This window comes from Streptomyces sp. Ac-502, assembly GCF_045222935.1.
Classification (GTDB): domain Bacteria; phylum Actinomycetota; class Actinomycetes; order Streptomycetales; family Streptomycetaceae; genus Streptomyces; species Streptomyces monomycini.
Genome location: NZ_JBHFFO010000001.1, coordinates 2393888 through 2411764 on the forward strand (window position 1 = coordinate 2393888; position 17877 = coordinate 2411764).

13 protein-coding genes and 4 pseudogenes are annotated in these 17877 nt (G+C 72.4%); 3 read left to right on the top strand and 14 right to left on the bottom strand.

The window, feature by feature from the left end:
• Window positions 1-5 precede the first annotated feature (5 nt).
• From ACEXOX_RS10750 to mltG, 7 genes are all read right to left on the bottom strand, one after another.
• A complete protein-coding gene (locus ACEXOX_RS10750; RefSeq protein ID WP_406520159.1) occupies window positions 6-866 on the bottom strand; it encodes an AAA family ATPase in 861 nt (286 codons plus the stop codon).
• A gap of 278 nt (window positions 867-1144) precedes the next feature.
• Entirely contained in the window at window positions 1145-1582 is a 438-nt protein-coding gene (gene aroQ, locus ACEXOX_RS10755; protein ID WP_406520160.1) for a type II 3-dehydroquinate dehydratase, read from the bottom strand.
• Window positions 1579-2670 carry a 3-dehydroquinate synthase gene (gene aroB / locus ACEXOX_RS10760; protein WP_406520162.1) on the bottom strand — a complete coding sequence of 364 codons (1092 nt, stop codon included), beginning with the start codon at window positions 2668-2670 and terminating at the stop codon, window positions 1579-1581. The genes aroQ and aroB overlap by 4 nt, the downstream gene beginning before the upstream one ends.
• Complete coding sequence (locus ACEXOX_RS10765) at window positions 2667-3248, bottom strand: shikimate kinase (protein ID WP_406520164.1); 582 nt, start codon at window positions 3246-3248, stop codon at window positions 2667-2669. Before ACEXOX_RS10765 ends, aroB begins: the two co-directional genes overlap by 4 nt.
• Window positions 3245-4429: a chorismate synthase gene (gene aroC, locus ACEXOX_RS10770; protein WP_406520166.1), complete on the bottom strand. Its 1185-nt coding sequence runs from the start codon at window positions 4427-4429 to the stop codon at window positions 3245-3247. Before aroC ends, ACEXOX_RS10765 begins: the two co-directional genes overlap by 4 nt.
• Window positions 4430-4545: 116 nt before the next feature.
• On the bottom strand, window positions 4546-5385 hold the full coding sequence (locus ACEXOX_RS10775) for a shikimate dehydrogenase (protein ID WP_406520168.1): 840 nt from the start codon (window positions 5383-5385) through the stop codon (window positions 4546-4548).
• A 130-nt stretch (window positions 5386-5515) separates the two neighbouring features.
• On the bottom strand, window positions 5516-6790 hold the full coding sequence (mltG, locus tag ACEXOX_RS10780; protein ID WP_406520169.1) for an endolytic transglycosylase MltG: 1275 nt from the start codon (window positions 6788-6790) through the stop codon (window positions 5516-5518).
• Here mltG and ACEXOX_RS10785 point away from each other — a divergent pair, their 5' ends adjacent.
• Window positions 6791-7162 (top strand): hypothetical protein, encoded by a 372-nt coding sequence (locus ACEXOX_RS10785; protein ID WP_406520171.1) that lies wholly within the window; start codon window positions 6791-6793, stop codon window positions 7160-7162.
• Between the two features lie 418 nt (window positions 7163-7580).
• On the opposite strand, the pseudogene ruvX reads toward ACEXOX_RS10785, so the two are convergent.
• From ruvX to ACEXOX_RS10805, 4 genes and pseudogenes are all read right to left on the bottom strand, one after another.
• A pseudogene (gene ruvX, locus ACEXOX_RS10790) lies at window positions 7581-8044 on the bottom strand (Holliday junction resolvase RuvX).
• 13 nt (window positions 8045-8057) lie between these two features.
• Window positions 8058-10726, bottom strand: a pseudogene (gene alaS / locus ACEXOX_RS10795) (alanine--tRNA ligase).
• Complete coding sequence (locus ACEXOX_RS10800; protein ID WP_030023484.1) at window positions 10726-11094, bottom strand: DUF6167 family protein; 369 nt, start codon at window positions 11092-11094, stop codon at window positions 10726-10728. Before ACEXOX_RS10800 ends, alaS begins: the two are co-directional and overlap by 1 nt.
• An 8-nt stretch (window positions 11095-11102) precedes the next feature.
• Complete coding sequence (locus ACEXOX_RS10805) at window positions 11103-11540, bottom strand: DUF948 domain-containing protein (protein ID WP_208870221.1); 438 nt, start codon at window positions 11538-11540, stop codon at window positions 11103-11105.
• Window positions 11541-11708: 168 nt separating this feature from the next.
• Between ACEXOX_RS10805 and ACEXOX_RS10810 the strand changes: the two are divergent.
• Window positions 11709-13990, top strand: a pseudogene (locus ACEXOX_RS10810) (ATP-binding protein).
• 59 nt (window positions 13991-14049) lie between these two features.
• Here ACEXOX_RS10810 and rpsD read toward each other — a convergent pair.
• Window positions 14050-14660, bottom strand: a pseudogene (rpsD, locus tag ACEXOX_RS10815) (30S ribosomal protein S4).
• A gap of 185 nt (window positions 14661-14845) precedes the next feature.
• Between rpsD and ACEXOX_RS10820 the strand changes: the two are divergent.
• The gene (locus tag ACEXOX_RS10820; protein WP_406526294.1) at window positions 14846-15604 is read left to right on the top strand and encodes a DUF2470 domain-containing protein; all 759 of its coding nucleotides are present in this window, start codon (window positions 14846-14848) and stop codon (window positions 15602-15604) included.
• A gap of 86 nt (window positions 15605-15690) precedes the next feature.
• Here the strand turns inward: ACEXOX_RS10820 and ACEXOX_RS10825 are convergent, their stop codons facing one another.
• The gene (locus ACEXOX_RS10825) at window positions 15691-16206 is read right to left on the bottom strand and encodes a 2,4'-dihydroxyacetophenone dioxygenase family protein (RefSeq protein WP_406520172.1); all 516 of its coding nucleotides are present in this window, start codon (window positions 16204-16206) and stop codon (window positions 15691-15693) included.
• Between the two features lie 270 nt (window positions 16207-16476).
• The gene (locus ACEXOX_RS10830; protein WP_030023490.1) at window positions 16477-17832 is read right to left on the bottom strand and encodes a replication-associated recombination protein A; all 1356 of its coding nucleotides are present in this window, start codon (window positions 17830-17832) and stop codon (window positions 16477-16479) included.
• Between the last annotated feature and the right edge of the window lie 45 nt (window positions 17833-17877).

The following is a 17877-nucleotide window of genomic DNA, read 5'->3' on the forward strand; positions in this document are numbered from 1 at the left end:
CACCCCTACCAACTCGGCGGACTCGCGATGCTGCGGGCGACCACGTCGTCCAGGAGGCGGGCCGTGGTGGGCACGTCGTGTGCCGAGTTGTCGATGATGGGCAGGCCGGAGCCGTACCAGCCTGCCATCCGGCCGTGGATGCGGGCGACCTCCTCGTCGGAGAGGCGCCGGTTGCCCGTGCGGCGGGCGTTGCGCTCCAGGACGATCTCCAGGCCCGGCAGCAGCACGATCGGCAGCAGGCCGGGGCCCACGTGGCGCTTCCAGCCGCCGAGGCCGATCACCGGGCGGTCCGGGAAGACCGCGTCGTCGAGGATGCAGGAGATGCCGTTGGCGAGGAAGTTGCGGGCCGCGAAGCCGCAGGTGCGGCGGGCCAGGCGGTACTGCGCCTCGGAGTGGTCGTTCCAGCCCGACTGGGGGTCGGCGAAGCCGGACCGTACCCATTCGCGGACGTCGTCGAGGCTGATGTGCGCGGTGGGCACCCGGCGGGTGTCGGCCCAGTGCCGGGCGACGCTGGTCTTGCCGGCGCCGGCCGGGCCGATGAGCAGTACGGCCACGGCGGCGTGCGCGGCGTCCGGCGCGGAGGCGCCGGCGGGCGGGCTGGGCAGCGCCACGGGGGCGCCGGGCGGGAGCTGGATGTGCCCGGTGGCCTCGGCGGGCGGCGGCGCGGTCGGTGCGCCGTGCGGCGGAGTGGTGGGCGGCGGAGGCGCGGGCCAGCCGGGCGCGGGCGGCGCGGCCTGCGGCTGGTGCTGCTGATGCTGGTGTGGCGGTATGGGGTGGCCCGGGCCGGGATGCGGGGGCATCGCGGCCCCCTGGCCCGGCACCGGCCCGTGAGGCGGTGGCAGCGGAGTCCCCCCTGCGTGCTGCATCCGGTGGCTCTCCGTCTCGTGCGGTCGAATGTCCGAGGGCCGCCTGGGGTGTGCGCGGAGTCCGCGGTACGAGCGGGGGTCCCGTCCGTACGGTGCTCGCGTGTCCGGCGCGCCGGGCGTCCGGCCCGGGTGGGCCGAGGTGGTTGTCCGGCGAACGGTACCCGCAGAACATGGCCGCAGTCCTCCCCCGCCGGAGGCAGCCGGTGTCCCCCGGCCGTCGGCTGTGCGACGGCCGGGGGCGGCGCGGTGTTCGACGGCGTGTGCGGGGCGGGCCGCGCTCAGGCGGTGAGTTCGGCGGCCAGCGCGCGCAGCGCGAGTTCGTAGGAGCCGATGCCGAAGCCGGCGATCGTACCGCTGGCCACCGCCGCGATCACCGAGTTGTGGCGGAACTCCTCGCGGGCGTACGGGTTGGAGATGTGCACCTCGACGAGGGGCGCCGTGCGCTGGGCGGCGGCGTCCCGCATGGCGTACGAGTAGTGCGTGAACGCGCCCGGGTTGATGACGACCGGAATCGAGCCGTCCGCCGCCTCGTGCAGCCAGCGGACCAGCTCGCCCTCGTCGTTGGTCTCCCGGACCTCCGCCTCGAAGCCCAGCTCTTTGCCGAGCGCGGTGCACCGCTCCACCAGTCCGGCGTACGACGTGGCGCCGTACACGTCGGGCTCGCGGGAGCCGAGGCGGCCGAGGTTGGGGCCGTTGAGGACCAGGACGCGCCTCACGCGGCGATCTCCGCGTGCGCGGCGAGCAGCATCGCCGGGTCGGGGCCCTCCAGGACGGTGGGCCTGGCCAGGCCGTCCAGGACGATGAAGCGCAGCAGGTCGCCGCGCGACTTCTTGTCGACCTTCATCGTCTCCAGCAGCTTGGGCCACTGGTCGCCGCGGTAGGTCAGCGGCAGGCCGACCGAGCCCAGTACGGCGCGGTGCCGGTCGGCGGTCGCGTCGTCCAGCCGGCCGGCGATCCGGCCCAGCTCGGCGGCGAAGACCATGCCGACGGAGACGGCGGCGCCGTGCCGCCAGTTGTAGCGCTCGTTCTTCTCGATGGCGTGCGCCAGGGTGTGCCCGTAGTTGAGGATCTCGCGCAGCCCGGACTCCTTGAGGTCGGCGGAGACCACCTCGGCCTTGACCCGGATGGCGCGCTCGATCAGCTCGGCGGTGTGCGGGCCGTCGGGACGCTTGGCGCCCTCGGGGTCGGACTCGATCAGCTCCAGGATCGCCGGGTCGGCGATGAAGCCCGCCTTGATGACCTCGGCGAGCCCGGACACGTAGTCGTGCACCGGGAGGGAGTCCAGCGCGGCCAGGTCGCACAGCACCCCGGCCGGCGGGTGGAAGGCGCCGACCAGGTTCTTGCCCTCGGCGGTGTTGATGCCGGTCTTGCCGCCGACCGCGGCGTCCACCATGCCGAGCACGGTGGTCGGTACGGCGATCCAGCGCACCCCGCGCAGCCAGGTCGCGGCGACGAAGCCCGCGACGTCGGTGGTGGCGCCGCCGCCGACGCCCACGATCACGTCGGTGCGGGTGAAGCCGGTCTGGCCGAGCGCCTTCCAGCAGTACGCGGCGACCTCGGCGGTCTTGGCCTCCTCGGCGTTGGGCAGCTGGATGGCGATGGCCTCGTACCCCTGGCCCGCCAGGTCCTCGCGCAGCGCCTCGCCGGTGGCGGCCAGCGCCTCCGGGTGCAGCACGGCGACGCGCTTGGCCTTCCGGCCGATCAGGCCCGCCAGCTCGCCCAGCAGCTGCCGGCCGACCAGGACCTCGTACGGGTCGGTGCCCGCGGTGCCGCCGACCTGGATGCGGGTGGCCTGCTCCGTCACGGGTGTTCCTTCCTCCCGGGTGTGCCGTGGGCCGCGGCGTCCGCCGCCGGCGTCCCGGCCTCCGGTGATGTGTGTAGCTGCAATGCGTCCAGTACGGCCGCGGCGACCTCTTCGGGCGTCCGGCTGTCCGTGGCGACCACGGCGCGCGCGACCTCCGTGTACAGCGGGCGGCGCACCTCCATCAGCTCGCGCCACCGCTGGCGCGGGTTGACGGCGAGCAGCGGGCGCGGCGCGTCCAGCCCCACCCGCCGTACGGCGTCGGCCAGTTGGACGTCCAGGAAGACGACCGGCAGGCCGGCGAGCAGGGCGCGGGTGCCCTCGTCCATGATCGCGCCGCCGCCGAGCGAGAGCACCCCGGGGTGGCTCTCGACCGCGGCGCGCACGGCGCGGCGCTCCAGGTCACGGAAGTGCGGCTCGCCGTGGTCGATGAAGATGTCCGGGATGGGCTTGCCCGCGCCCGCCTCGATGTCCGCGTCGGTGTCGCGGTACCCGGCGCCGAGCCGCTCGGCCAGCAGGGCCCCGACGGTGGACTTCCCCGCGCCCGGGGGGCCCACCAGCACCACGAGCGGCGGCGTCACTTGATCGCCAGGCCGTCGAGGAAGGACCGCACGTTGCGGCGGGTCTCCGGCACGCTGTCGCCGCCGAACTTCTCCACCACCGCGTCGGCCAGCACCAGCGCGACCATCGCCTCGGCGACGATGCCGGCCGCGGGGACCGCGCACACGTCGGAGCGCTGGTGGTGCGCCTGCGTGGCCTCGCCGGTGGCGACGTCGACGGTGGCCAGGGCGCGCGGGACGGTCGCGATGGGCTTCATCGCGGCCCGTACGCGCAGCAGCTCGCCGGTGGTCAGGCCGCCCTCGGTACCGCCCGAGCGGCCTGTCGTACGGCGGATGCCCTCGTCCGTCGAGACGATCTCGTCGTGCGCCTTGGAGCCGGGCACCCGGGCCAGGTCGAAGCCGTCGCCGACCTCGACGCCCTTGATGGCCTGGATGCCCATGAGGGCACCGGCCAGCCGCGCGTCCAGCCGCCGGTCCCAGTGGACGTGCGAGCCGAGGCCCACGGGCACGCCGTACGCCAGCACCTCGACGACACCGCCGAGGGTGTCGCCGTCCTTGTGGGCCTGGTCGATCTCGGCGACCATCGCCTCGCTCGCCGCGGAGTCCAGGCAGCGCACCGGGTCCGCGTCCAGCTTCTCGACGTCGGAGGGCCTGGGCAGCACGCCGTACGGGGCCTTGGCCGCGGCCAGCTCGACCACGTGCGAGACGATCTCGATGCCGGCCGTCTCCTTGAGGAAGGAGCGGGCGACCGTGCCGAGCGCGACGCGGGCCGCGGTCTCGCGGGCGGAGGCGCGCTCCAGGATCGGGCGGGCCTCGTCGAAACCGTACTTCTGCATGCCGGCCAGGTCGGCGTGGCCGGGGCGGGGCCGGGTCAGCGGGGCGTTACGGGCCAGTTCGGCCAACTCCGCCGGGTCCACCGGGTCGGCCGCCATGACCTTCTCCCACTTGGGCCACTCGGTGTTCCCGACCATGATCGCGACGGGCGAACCCAGGGAGAGTCCGTGCCGGACACCGCCGAGGAAGGTGACCTCGTCACGCTCGAACTTCATGCGGGCACCGCGGCCATAGCCGAGCCGGCGACGGGCCAGGGCGTCCGCCACCATGTCCGTGGTGATCGGGACGCCGGCCGGAAGGCCCTCCAGCGTCGCCACGAGTGCGGGGCCGTGCGACTCCCCCGCCGTCAGCCAGCGCAACCTGCTCAACGATGCTCCTCATGTCCTGCTACTGCGCGAACAGTCTCCCCTGATCCTCCCACGTCCGCGCCGGTGGACCGCCGCCCGTCCAGGAACCGGACCACCGGCCGGACAGGCCGGACGGGTCACCGCCCCGCGAGCGCCGCCTCCCCCGCCGCGCGCATCGCCTCCAGGGGCGCCGGGGACCGTCCCGTCATCTGCTCCACCTGCAGTACGGCCTGGTGGACGAGGAGGTCGAGGCCGCCCACGACCGCTCCGCCACGCGCGCCCCACGCGGTGGCCAGGGTGGTCGGCCAGGGCTCGTACAGAACGTCGAAGAGGGTGCCGGGCTGGTCGGGTACGGCGGCGGCGAGCGCGTCGGTGGTCCCGGCCGGGGTGGTGGCGATCACCAGCGGCGCCTCGAAGGCCGCGGCGGCCTGCGACCAGTCGGCCGTACGGACGTCGACGCCCAGCCGCTCGCCCCAGCCGCGCATCTCCGCGGCCCGCGCCTCGCTGCGTACGTAGGCGGTCACCTCGCCCGCGCAGATACGGGACAGGGCCGCGAGCGCGGAAGAGGCGGTGGCGCCGGCGCCCAGGATCGCGGCCTGTTCGACCTGCTGCACCCCGCGCTCGCGCAGGGCGGCCAGCATGCCGGGGATGTCGGTGTTGTCGCCCGTGCGCTGCCCGTCCTCGGTGAAGACGACGGTGTTCACGGCCTCCACGGAGGCCGCGGTGTCGCTGATCTTGTCCAGCAGCGGGATCACCGCGCGCTTGAGCGGCATGGTCAGGGAGAGCCCCGCCCAGGCGCCGTCCAGCCCGGCCAGGAAACCGGGCAGCGCGGCCTCGTCGATCTCGTGCCGGCCGTACTCCCAGCCGGTCAGGCCCAGCTCGGCGTAGGCGGCCCGGTGCAGGACCGGGGAGAGGGAATGGGCGATCGGCGACCCGAGGACCGCCGCACGGTGACGGCCCTGGACTTCACTGGACATGCTGCTCCTCAGCTCGGACCCGCGACACGATAGACGAACCGTGTGCGAGGGCCGAGGCGCCCCCGGCCCCGGCCGCCCGGCTCCCGTCGGGCAGCGGGCGGACCGGCTACCGGCTACCGGCCCGCGCCTACTACCGCTTCCGCTTGTTGAACTCCTGGACCAGCTTCTCGTGGTCCTTGAGGTTCGTCGTGAAGTCCGTCTTCTTGCCGTCGATCGAGATGAAGAACAGCCACTTCGCGCTGTTGTCCGGGTCGATCGACGCCTTCAGCGCGTCCGCTCCCGGATTGCCGATCGGGCCGGGCGGCAGGCCCTTGTAGAAGTACGTGTTGTACGGATCGTCATAGTTGCGGATCTCCCGCGTACCGATGTCGATCTTGCTCTGGTTCTTCAGGTAGTTGTACGTGGAGTCGAATTCGAGCTTCTGGTTGGTGATCGTGTTGCTCGGCGCCAGCCGGTTGTAGACGACCGCGGCCATCTTCCGGAAGTCGTCGTGGGTGATGCCCTCGGCCTGGGTGAGGCTGGCGACCGTGATCAGGTCCAGCGGCGACTTCAGGTCCAGCTTCCTGGCGTTCTCCTCCAGGTCGTACTTGGCGTACTCCCGGTCGGCCCGCGCCACCATCTCCTTGAGGACGTCCTCCGGCTTCGCCTTGCCGCTGACGCTGTAGGTGGACGGATAGAGGAACCCTTCCAGCGGATCCTTGATCTTCGGATTGCTGTTCGCCCAGGAGGGCAGCCCGAGGTTCTTGGCCTGGGCGGCGGCGACGTCCTTGGTCGTGCCGGACTTCAGGTGGAGCTTCTTGTCGATCAGGTCGTAGACGGCACCGTTGCGCAGGCCCTCGCGGACGGTCAGGCCGTTACGGCTCTTGGGGTCGAGCATGAGCTGCACCGCGGACGCCGCCGACATCTGCTTGCGCAGCGAGTAGGCGCCGGCCTGGAGCTGCTTGTCACTGGCCGCCTCCGTGAAGGCGTCCGCGCTCTTGACGACGCCCGCCTGCTTGAGGAGCAGGCCCATCTTCAGGAGGGAGGCGCCGGACGGGATCTCGACCTGGACGTCCCCGCTGCCCTCGCCCTCGAAGTCGGGGGCCGAGCCGAAGTGGCTCTGCCAGAAGTCGTAGCCGAAGTAGGCGACACCGCCGCCGCCGACGACGAAGACACCGGCGACGATCAGGCAGGCCATCCGGCTGCGCTGTTTGCCCTTGCGGCCGCGGCGCTCGCGGCCGGCGCGGCGTTCCTCGCGCGGGTCGGTGCCGGAGTCGTCGTAACCGTCGCCGTCCCGGTGGTCGCGGTCGTCCCGGTCGTCCTGGAAGAAGGAGTGCGCCGGGTCGCGTACCTGCTCGTCCTGCTCCGGACCGGGGCCGGCCCGGAAGTCGTCGCCGGGCGGGGACGGGTGCGGCGGCTGGCTCAAGTGCTCCGGCCGCACCGCCTCGAACTGGGCGGTCTGGGCGACCTGGTCACCCTGTTCGCCCTGCCCCTGCGGTCCGTGCGGGCCGGGCCGGCCGTGCGGTCCCGGCTGCCCATGAGGACCGGGCTGCTCGTGCTGTCCGGCCTGCCCGTAAGGCCCCGCCTGTCCGGCCTGCCCGTGCGGCCCCGGCTGTCCGGCCTGCTGCTGCCGGAGGTGCTGGGGCTGCGGCGGCGGGTAGGCGTCCTGCGTCCCGTAGTAGTCCGGGCTCTGGCCGCTGTACGGGTCGACCGGCGGCTGCTGTCCGTACGGGTCGTACGGGGCACCCCCTGGGAGGCGTCCCACCCGCCGCCGTACTGCTGCTGGACCGGAGGGTAGGGGCCGGAAAGCTCGTCCCACTGCCGGTCCTGCGGCTGCTGCCCGTAAGGCTGCTGCTGCCCGCCGTGGCCACTGTGCTGCTGACCACCATGCTGCCCGCCGTGGCCACCGTGCTGCTGGCCCCCCTGCTGCTGCCCGCCGTAAGCGTTCTGCTGCTGCGGGCCGCCGTACTGCTCCCCGTAGGGACCTTGCTGAGGTTGTTGCGGCTGGCCCCCGTAACGACCCTGGTCTTCGTAGAGAGGGTCGTCCGGATGCCACGGTTCGGAGCCGTAGCCCCGGCCATACTCAGTCATCGATCCCCTAGAGCCGCGAGGCGGTGCGCTCCTGAGTGGCAGCGCCTGCGGTACCGACCGCCTCTTTCTGCACGTGCGGTTGTTCGATCCGCCGCTACGTCGCGCGGAACGTTACCGTACCGCGATCAGATGACCACTTCGACGCTCTCTCCGGGTGGCTGTCCAGACACCCGTTCGGTCTCCAGCGCGCTCTGCAGAATCACCACGGCAGCGGCCTGATCCACCACCGAACGGCCCTTCTTGCTCCGTACTCCCGACGCCCGCAGCCCCTGGGTGGCTGTGACGGTTGTCATGCGCTCATCGACGAGGCGTACCGCCACCGGAGCGATCCCGCGCGCCATCTCCTGCGCGAAGGCCCGCACCTTGGCCGCGGCCGGCCCCTCTCCCCGTTCAGGGAGCGGGGCAGGCCGACGACGACCTCGATGGGCTCGTACTCCTCGACGATCGCCTTGAGCCGCCGGTGCGCCGCCGGGACGTCCCGGCCCGGCACCGTCTCCACGGGGGTCGCGAGGACCCCGTCGGGGTCGCACGAGGCGACCCCGATCCGGGCGTCACCGACATCGATGGCGAGGCGCCTGCCGCGCCGCATCTCACTCACGCGCTCAGGCCGCCTCGGCCACGAGACGCTCGACGGCCTCGATCGCCTCGGGCACCGCGGCGGCGTTCTGGCCGCCGCCCTGGGCGACGTCCGGCTTGCCGCCGCCACCGCCGCCGAGCGTCTTGGCGGCCGTACGGACCAGGTCGCCGGCCTTGATGCCGCGCTCGCGGGCGGCCTCGTTGGTGGCGATGACGGTCAGCGGGCGGCCGTTGGCCACCGTGAACAGGGCGACCACGGCCGGACGGTCGCCCGGGATGCGGCCGCGCACGTCCAGTACCAGCTTGCGCAGGTCGTCGGCGGAGGTGCCGTCGGCGACCTGGGCGGCGGCCAGCGCGACGCCCCGTACGTCCTTGGCCTCTTGCGCCAGCCCGGCGGCGGCCTGGAGGACCTTCTCCGCGCGGTAGCGCTCGATCTCCTTCTCGGCTTCCCGCAGCTTGGCCAGCATCCCGGAGACCTTCTCGGGCAGCTCCTCGGGACGGCCCTTGACCAGCTCGGTCAGCTGCGAGACGACGGTGTGCTCCCGGGCCAGGAAGTGGTACGCGTCGGCGCCGACCAGGGCCTCCACGCGGCGCACGCCGGAGCCGATGGAGGACTCGCCGAGCAGCTTGACCAGACCCAGCTGGGCGGTGTTGGCGACGTGCGTGCCGCCGCACAGCTCCTTGGAGAAGTCACCGATGGTCACCACGCGCACCTGGTCGCCGTACTTCTCGCCGAACTCGGCGATGGCGCCCTGCTTCTTGGCGTCCTCCATGCTCATGACCTCGGCCTGGACGTCCAGCTCGCGGGAGAGCACCTCGTTGATCCGCTGCTCGACGTCGGTCAGGACCGTGCCGGGCACGGCGGCCGGCGAGCCGAAGTCGAAGCGGAAGCGGCCCGGGGAGTTCTCCGAACCGGCCTGGGCGGCGGTCGGGCCGAGCGCGTCGCGCAGCGCCTGGTGGGTGAGGTGGGTGGCGCTGTGGGCGCGGGCGATGGCCCGGCGGCGCTTGACGTCGATGGTGGCGTACGCGGCCGAGCCGACCACGACCTCGCCGACCTGGACGACGCCCTTGTGCACCGTGACGCCGGGGACCGGCCGCTGCACGTCGCGGACCTCGACGACGGCGCCCGACTCCAGCCGGATGCGGCCGGTGTCGGCGAGCTGGCCGCCGCCCTCGGCGTAGAAGGGGTGCGGTCCAGGACGATCTCGACCTCGTCGCCCTCGTGGGCGGCGGGGGCGGCCGTGCCGTTGGCCAGCAGGCCCACGACGGTGGACTCGCCCTCGGTGTGGGCGTAGCCGGTGAAGACGGTGGCGCCGGCGCGGTCGGCGACCTCGCGGTAGGCGGACAGGTCGGCGTGGCCGTGCTTCTTGGCCTGGGCGTCGGCCTTGGCGCGTTCCCGCTGTTCCTTCATCAGGCGGCGGAAGCCGTTCTCGTCCACCGAAAGGCCCTGTTCGGCGGCCATTTCGAGGGTGAGGTCGATCGGGAAGCCCCAGGTGTCGTGGAGCAGGAACGCCTTGTCGCCGGCGAGGACCGTACCGCCGGCGGCCTTGGTCTCGCTGACGGCGGTGTCCAGGATGGTGGTGCCGGCCTTGAGCGTCTTGAGGAAGGCGGCCTCTTCGGCGAGGGCGACCGTCTCGATGCGCTTGCGGTCCTCCAGCAGCTCCGGGTACTGCTGTCCCATCGTCTTGATGACGACGTCCAGCAGGTCGGCGACGACCGGGCCGGTGGCGCCGAGCAGGCGCATGTTGCGGATGGCGCGGCGCATGATGCGGCGGAGCACGTAGCCGCGGCCCTCGTTGCCGGGGGTGACGCCGTCGCCGATGAGCATGGTGGAGGTGCGCATGTGGTCGGCGACCACGCGCAGCGACACGTCGCTGTCCGCGCCGGCGCCGTAGCGCACGCCGGTCAGCTCGCCGGCCTTGTCGATGACGACCCGCAGGGTGTCGGTCTCGTACATGTTGTGGACGCCCTGGAGGATCATCGCCAGGCGTTCCAGGCCGAGGCCGGTGTCGATGTTCTGGCTCGGCAGGTCGCCGAGGATCTCGAAGTCCTCCTTCGAGGTGCCGGCGCCGCGCTCGTACTGCATGAAGACCAGGTTCCAGATCTCCACGTACCGCTCGTCGTTGACGGCCGGGCCGCCCTCGACGCCGAACTCGGGGCCGCGGTCATAGTTGATCTCGGAGCACGGGCCGCACGGGCCCGGGACGCCCATGGACCAGTAGTTCTCCGACTTGCCCAGGCGCTGGATGCGCTCCTTGGGCACGCCGACGACCTCGTGCCAGATGCGCTCGGCCTCGTCGTCGTCCAGGTAGACCGTGACCCAGAGCTTCTCCGGGTCCAGGCCGTAGCCGCCGTCCGCCTGCGAGCTGGTCAGCAGCTCCCAGGCGTACTTGATGGCGCCTTCCTTGAAGTAGTCGCCGAAGGAGAAGTTGCCGCACATCTGGAAGAACGTGCCGTGCCGGGTGGTCTTGCCGACCTCTTCGATGTCCGGCGTGCGCACGCACTTCTGGACGCTGGTGGCGCGGTCGAAGGGCGGCTTGACCTCGCCGAGGAAGTACGGCTTGAAGGGCACCATGCCCGCGGGGACCAGCAGCAGGGTCGGGTCGTCCGCGATGAGCGACGCCGACGGCACTACGGTGTGCCCGCGCTCCTCGAAGAAGCGCAGCCAGCGGCGGCGGATTTCAGCCGACTCCATCAGTGGTCCTCATTTCCGGTCGGTCCGGTCGGGCCGGGGGTTCTCGTTCGGTGCTGCGTGATCTGGTGCTGAGTGATCGGGTACTGCGTCGTTTCGAGTGCGGCGCGGGAGCGCGCCGGCGGCAGCTCGCGGGCGTCGCCCTGGTCCGTCAGGCCCAGCGCTTCGTGGAGCTGCCCTTCACGGTCCGCCATTCCCGTCCGGACGTCCAACGCGAATTGGCGCAGCCGCTGCCCGGTCTCGACGGCCTTGTCGGCGGCCTGGGCCGCGAGGCTGTCGGGCTGGAGCTTGCGGAGCTTGCGGTTGACCTTGGTGGTGGCCCACACTCCGGCGGCGGCGCCGGTGGTGAACCAGAATGCGCGGCGGAACATCGCGGCGATCAGTCCTTGGAGCGACGGTTGCGGCGCCCGCCTCGGCGGGCTGCGGGCAGGGTACGGCCGACGACGGTGCGCTTCGGCTCGGGCGGCGGCGCGCCCTTCTTGCCGATCGCGCGGCGCACGCCGTAGCCGAACGCCGCGACCTTGACCAGCGGTCCGCCGAAGGCGGAGGAGACGGTCGAGGAGAGCGCGGAGGCGTTGGCGGTGACCTCCTGGACGTCGGAGGCGATCGCGTCGACGCGGGCGAGCTGGGTGTGCGCGGAGCGGACGGTCGCGGACGCGTCGGCCAGGAGCGGTACGGCCTGTTCGGACACCTCGGCGACCATCTTGGTCGTCGCCTTGAGCGTCTGTGCGAGCCTCACCAGCACCAGGGCGAGGAAGGACACGAGGATCGCCCAGAAGACGGCCACGAGGATCCCGGCCACCTCTCCACCGGACACGTTGGCACCACTCTCCGACTGACTTGTTCTGGTCCCGTCCTGCTCGAACGGCAGAGCCCGAGCCTATCGCGCCGCGGCCGTCGGCCCGTACCGCGTTCCCCGTGCGGCGCGGGGCCCGCCGACGCGCGATTGTACGGTGCGCACACCTGCGAGTACGCTCCGTGTTCCATGCGACGCTCCATGCGCCCCGATCCCCTCCCCCGGGTTCCCCGCCCCTTCGCCGCGCGCCCGCGGGTGCCCGGGAACCTGCCCGCGGAGCTCAGCCGGTTCGTCGGCCGCGACGGTGAACTCGCCGCGCTCGCCGGTCACCTGGAGTCCGCCCGGCTGGTGACGCTCACCGGTGTCGGCGGGGCCGGGAAGACCCGGCTCGCCACCCAAGCCGCGACGATCTTGCAGGATCGCTTCTGCGACGGGGTGTGGCTGGTCGAACTGGCCACCCTGCGCCACGGCGGCCTGCTGGACCACGCCGTCGCCGAAGCGCTGGGCCTCGCCGACCACACCGGCCGGCCGCCGCGCGCCGCGCTCCGCGACCACCTCGCCGGACGCGAGCTGCTGCTCGTCCTGGACGGGTACGAGCACCTGGTCGACGACTGCGCCGCGCTCGCCGCCGACCTGCTGCGCCGGGCGCCCGGCCTGCGCGTCCTGGCGGCGGGCCGGCGCCCGCTCGGGCTGCCCGGCGAGCAGAACCTGCCGCTGCCGCCGATGGACGTCACCGACGCGGCCGCCCTCTTCCACGACCGCGCATCGGCCGTGGTCCCCGGCTTCCGCACCGACGCGGACGGCGAGGCCGCCGTCGCCGAGCTGTGCCGGCGGCTGGACGGCCTTCCGCTGGCCCTGGAACTGGCGGCCGGGCGGCTGCGGGCCCTGTCGGTGGAGCAGCTGCTGCACCGGATCGACGACCGCTTCCGGCTGCTGACCGGGGGCACCCGCACCCCTCCCCGGACTTCTCCGCGTCCACGGAGGAGCCGGTGGCGCCCCCGGCGCGCCATCAGACCCTGCGGACGACGATCGGCTGGAGCCACGAGCTGTGCACCCCCGCGGAACGCCTGCTGTGGGCGCGGCTCTCCGTCTTCGCCGGGCAGTTCGACCTGGACGCCGCGGAGTACATCTGCTCCGGCCCCGACCTGCCCGCGGACGAACTGCTCGACGTCCTCAGTGAACTGGTGGCCCAGTCCGTCGCCGTACGGGAGGAGACCCCGGCGGGCCTGCGCTACCGGATGCTGGACACCGTTCGGGAGTACGGGGCCGGCTGGCTGGAAGCGCTGGGCGACGTCGAGCGGCTGCGCCGCAGGCACCGCGACTGGTACGTGGGCCTGGCCACCTGGTGCGAGCTGGACTGGTTCAGTCCGCGGCAGGCCGAGGTCGCCACCCGTATCGAGTGCGAGCTGCCCAACCTGCGGATCGCCCTGGAATACAGCCTCGACAGTTCCGGAGACACGCACCTGGGCCAGTACCTGGCGGGCACGCTGTGGTTCTACTGGGTCGGCTGCGGTCGGCTCTCGGAAGGGCGGCACTGGCTCGACCGTTCGCTGGAGCTGGACAGCGAGCACGACGACGCACGCCTCAAAGCTCTGTGGGTGGCCGGGTACGTGGCGGTGCTCCAAGGCGACGCAGCGGGCGCGATGGGCGCGCTACGGGAGTGCGGCGAGGAAGCGGAGCGCGCCGGCAACGCCACCGCGGCCGCGTACGCCGTACACCGCACCGGCTGCCTCGCACTGGTCCGCGACGACATGCCGCGCGCCGAAAGCCTGCTGCGCGACGCGCTCACCCGCTACCGGGACATCGGCGAACTCAACAGCAACGTACTGATGGCACAGGTCGAGCTGGCGATGGCGGTGGCCTTCCAGGGCGACATCGCGGAGGCGGTGCGGCTGTGCGAGGACGTACGGGACATCTGCGACGACCACGGGGAGCGGTGGGCCCTGGCGTACGCGCTGTTCGTACTGGCCTACGCGGCCTGGAACCGTGGCGAGGCGGCACGGGCGCGCGCGCTGCTGGAGGAGTGCCTCGCCATCGACCACGCCTTCCACGACCTGCTGGGCGCCGTGCTGGCCGTCGAACTGCTGGCGCTGGTCACCCTCGGCGAAGGCGATCCGGCGGAGGCGGCGCTGCTCCAGGGGGCCGCCGGGCGGATCTGGCCCTCGGTCGGGCTGCCGCTGTTCGGCTCCCGCTACTACAACCAGCCGCATCAGCTGTGCGAGGAGCAGGCGCGGGAGCTGCTCGGGGCGGAGCGGTACGAGCACTGTGTGCGGGCCGGCGCCCGGCTCGGCCTGGACGCGACGGTCGCCCGGATCCTGAGCGACAGCAGCGACGGCGGGAGCGGCAGCAGCGGAAACGACCGACCGGACGGCGCCGCGCCGGTCCCGCGGCCCACGGCACCGGGACCGCGCCCGGAAAGCAGCGAACCCGCCGCCTCCCCCACCGCGAGCGGCGGGGAGACGACGGGCTGAGCACGCGGCTGTCCGCGCGCGGGGCGCGCGGACCGATCCGTGCGGTGTCTACGCCTGGATCAACGGGCGTAGTACTCGACGACGAGCTGCTCGTCGCAGATCACCGGGATCTCCTTGCGCTGCGGGTCACGGTCCAGGCGGAACGCCAGGGCCTTCAGGTTGACCTGCAGGTAGCGGGGGTCTCGCCGTCGGGGGCGTAGCCACCCTCACGCGCGACCTGGAAGGGGTGCTTCTCGCGGCTGCGCTCGCGGACCATCACGACGTCGTCGGGACGGACGCGGAAGGACGGCTTGTCGACCTTGCGGTCGTTCACCGAGATGTGGCCGTGGACGACCATCTGGCGGGCCTGGTAGATCGTCCGGGCGATGCCCGAACGCAGGACGAGCGCGTCCAGACGGCGCTCAAGCTCGATGATCAGGGCCTCGCCCGTCTTGCCTTCGACCTTCCGAGCGCGGTCGTAGGCACGCGCCATCTGGCGCTCGCTGATGTCGTACTGCGCACGCAGGCGCTGCTTCTCCAGCAGACGGACCTTGTAGTCACTGTTCTGCTTGCGGCCACGGCCGTGCTCGCCGGGCGGGTAGGGACGGGCCTCGAAGTACTTGACGGCCTTCGGCGTCAGGGCGATGCCGAGAGCGCGCGACTTCTTGACCTTGGGACGCGACTGGTTCACGTGGAACGGACCTCCGTGTAGGTTAGGTTAGGCTTACCTTACTTCGAGGAGAACGCATGTTTCGACCTGGGATCCCCCTGCCCGGTGCTGGTCAGAGCACCGGGACGGGTCAGCCGCGTCCCGTGGAAGACGCCCAGCAGCCAGCCGCCGCCGAGCGCGTACGCACCCTCGTCGAGTCCAATGGTATGGCCTCGCTGAGCATCCCCGGAATCGAGGACCCCGACGACGCAGGACTCTCCGCACCAGTATGCCGTACGGTCACCAATGCTGGTGACGTGCTCCTCCTGGTCCCCGGGGACTCCGCGGCCGCCAGGGCCGCCGCCCACGCCCAGGACGACGACCTGACCGCCGTGATGGAGATCACCGACGTGGCCCCCGTCTCGGTGCCCCACCGCATCCGCGGCCGGGCCTGGGTGGCGGGCTGGCTCACTCCCGTACGCAACGAGGAGCGCGCCCACGCGGCCATGCTGCTCGCCGAACGGCACCCGGTCGGCGAACTGCTCGGCATCGGTGAGGCCCTCCAGCCGGACCCGCCGCCGGGCATGTTCGGGCGGTCCGCGTGGATGATGCTGCGCATGGAGGTCGGCGAGGCGGCCGTGGACGACCTGTGGGGCGCCCAGGCCATCGAGCCGGACGAGTTCGCCCGGGCCGAACCCGACCCGCTGTCCGCTCACGAGGCGGAGCTGCTCCAGCATCTCCACTCGGCCCACAGCGACCAGGTCCGCGGTCTGTGCACACTGCTCGGGGACCGCTCGCAGCGCGCGTGCGACTTCCGCGACCGGGCCGTACCGGTGGCCCTGGACCGCTTCGGCCTGCGGGTGCGCTTCACCGACGCCGCACACCGCTCCTTCGACGCCCGCTTCGACTTCCCGGAACCCGTCCGCGACGTCGTCGAACTCCGCCGCGCCATGCACACCCTCTTCGACGCGGCCGCGTCCGGATGACCACCGGAGCCGCTCCTCGCCGGACGGGCCGGCACCCGGCCCGTCCGGCGGTCGAGAAGCCGTACGGAACCCCTTGCGTCACAGCGTCACAGGTAGAGCGCCCGGTTGACCGGAATGCCCTGCTCCGCGCAGCCCCGCTCGTAGTGGTCGATGAACCAGAAGACGTCGATCACCTCCGTCACCCGGTCCCGCTCGTCGAGGAACTCCACCGGCCCGTTCAGCCAGAAGACGGTCTTCATGCCCTCGTCGGAGACCAGGGTGTGGGTACGGCCCGGACTCTCCCGGACGAAGTCACCGGGGCGCCCGACCCAGTCGTACTCCAGGTAGCGCCAGCTGCCGTCGAGCACATAGCCCGAGACCGGACCGCGGTGGCGGTGCCGGCCCAGCACGCCGCCCGCCCGCACCCACAGGACGTTCGCGGCCGAACTGCTGCGGACGTCGAACGTCAGATGCTTGATCATGACCTGCGGGACGAACGGGAGCCACGGCGAGTCCGCCTCCGCGATGTGCCCTTCGGGCAGCGCGTACTGGTCCCGGCGCCGGTCGATCCGCGCTTCGATCGCGGCGAGGCTGTCCGCATCCGGATTCGGGCTGATCGTCATGGCGGAACCCTTCCTGTCGGTACTGGGTCCTGAGCGAACGCGCGAGCACAGCCATGGTCGACTCCCCCGCCCCGGGACAACAGTGGCTTCCCGGACGGCCGGGACAGCACACATTCGGCCCGTCCGGCGTTTCAGGAAGGCCGTGAGACACGAGACCCGCACCGGGCGACCGGCCCCGGCAAGAACCAGCCCGTCCGGCGCTTGAGGACGACCCTCGGTCACGAGCGACCCGCACCCGGCACGCAACCGCGACCGTCCACACACCCGCGTCTACGGTTCCTCGCCGCGAAGCCGGCCGCGCACGCGGTCCGTCACATCCGCGTACCGCGCCTCGGCGCCATACCGCGTAGGCGCGTAATACCGCTTGCCGTGCACCTCGTCCGGTGCGTACTGCTGGGCGGCGATCCCGCCGGGCAGGTCGTGCGGGTACTGGTAGCCCTTGCCGTGTCCCAGTTTCTCGGCGCCCTTGTAGTGGCTGTCGCGCAGATGCGACGGCACGGGGCCCGCCAGTCCGGCCCGTACGTCCGCGAGGGCCGCGTCGATGGCCAGATAGGCCGCGTTGGACTTCGGGGCCAGCGCCAGCGCGATCGTGGCCTGGCTGAGCGTGATGCGGGCCTCCGGGAAGCCGATCAGCGCCACGGCCTGGGCCGCGGCCACCGCGGTCTGCAGGGCGGACGGGTCGGCCAGCCCGATGTCCTCGCTCGCCGAGATCATCAGCCGCCGCGCGATGAACCGCGGGTCCTCGCCCGCCTCGATCATCCGCGCGAGGTAGTGCAGCGCCGCGTCCACATCCGAGCCCCGGATGGACTTGATCAGGGCGCTGGCGACGTCGTAGTGCTGATCACCGGCCCGGTCGTACTTCACCGCGGCCCGGTCGACGGACTCCTCCAGCGTCTGGAGGGTGATCTCCTTCTCGCCCTTGGAGATGGCCGACCCGGCGCCCGCCTCCAGGGCCGTGAGCGCGCGGCGCGCGTCGCCGCCCGCGATGCGCAGCAGGTGTGCCTCGGTGTCCTCGGGCAGGGTGACCGCGCCCGCCAGCCCCCGCGCGTCCGTCAGCGCGCGCTTGAGCAGGCCGCGCAGGTCGTCGTCGGTGAGCGGTTCGAGCGTCAGCAGGAGGGAGCGGGAGAGCAGCGGGGAGATCACCGAGAAGTACGGGTTCTCGGTCGTCGCGGCGATCAGCGTGACCCAGCGGTTCTCGACGGCGGGCAGCAGGGAGTCCTGCTGGGCCTTGCTGAAGCGGTGGATCTCGTCGAGGAAGAGGACGGTCTCCTTGCCGTAGCCGCCGGAGGCGCGGCGCGCGCCGTCGATGACGGCGCGGACCTCCTTGACGCCTGCGGTGATCGCGGAGAGCTCCACGAAGCGCTTGTTCGTCGCCTGGCTGACCACGTACGCGAGGGTGGTCTTGCCGATGCCGGGCGGGCCCCACAGGAAGACGGAGGACGGGCCCGCCGGGCCGCCGTTGCCCTCGCCGACCAGGCGGCGCAGCGGTGATCCGGGCTTGAGCAGATGCTGCTGGCCGACCACCTCGTCGAGGGTGCGCGGACGCATCCGCACGGCGAGGGGCGACCCCGTGGGGTCTTTCTCCTGGCGGTCTTCGGCAGCGGCGGTGAACAGGTCGGGCTCCACGCTCCAGAGCCTAGTTCACCGCACTGACAACGCCGCCGGGGAGCC

Excerpts from the sequence above, each read along its gene's own strand:
- ACEXOX_RS10800 (WP_030023484.1), bottom strand. The coding sequence starts at position 11,094 with ATGTTCCGCCGCGCATTCTGGTTCACCACCGGCGCCGCCGCCGGAGTG.
- ACEXOX_RS10820 (WP_406526294.1), top strand. The coding sequence starts at position 14,846 with ATGGCCTCGCTGAGCATCCCCGGAATCGAGGACCCCGACGACGCAGGA.
- ACEXOX_RS10775 (WP_406520168.1), bottom strand. The coding sequence starts at position 5,385 with ATGTCCAGTGAAGTCCAGGGCCGTCACCGTGCGGCGGTCCTCGGGTCG.
- ACEXOX_RS10825 (WP_406520172.1), bottom strand. The coding sequence starts at position 16,206 with ATGACGATCAGCCCGAATCCGGATGCGGACAGCCTCGCCGCGATCGAA.
- ACEXOX_RS10750 (WP_406520159.1), bottom strand. The coding sequence starts at position 866 with ATGCAGCACGCAGGGGGGACTCCGCTGCCACCGCCTCACGGGCCGGTG.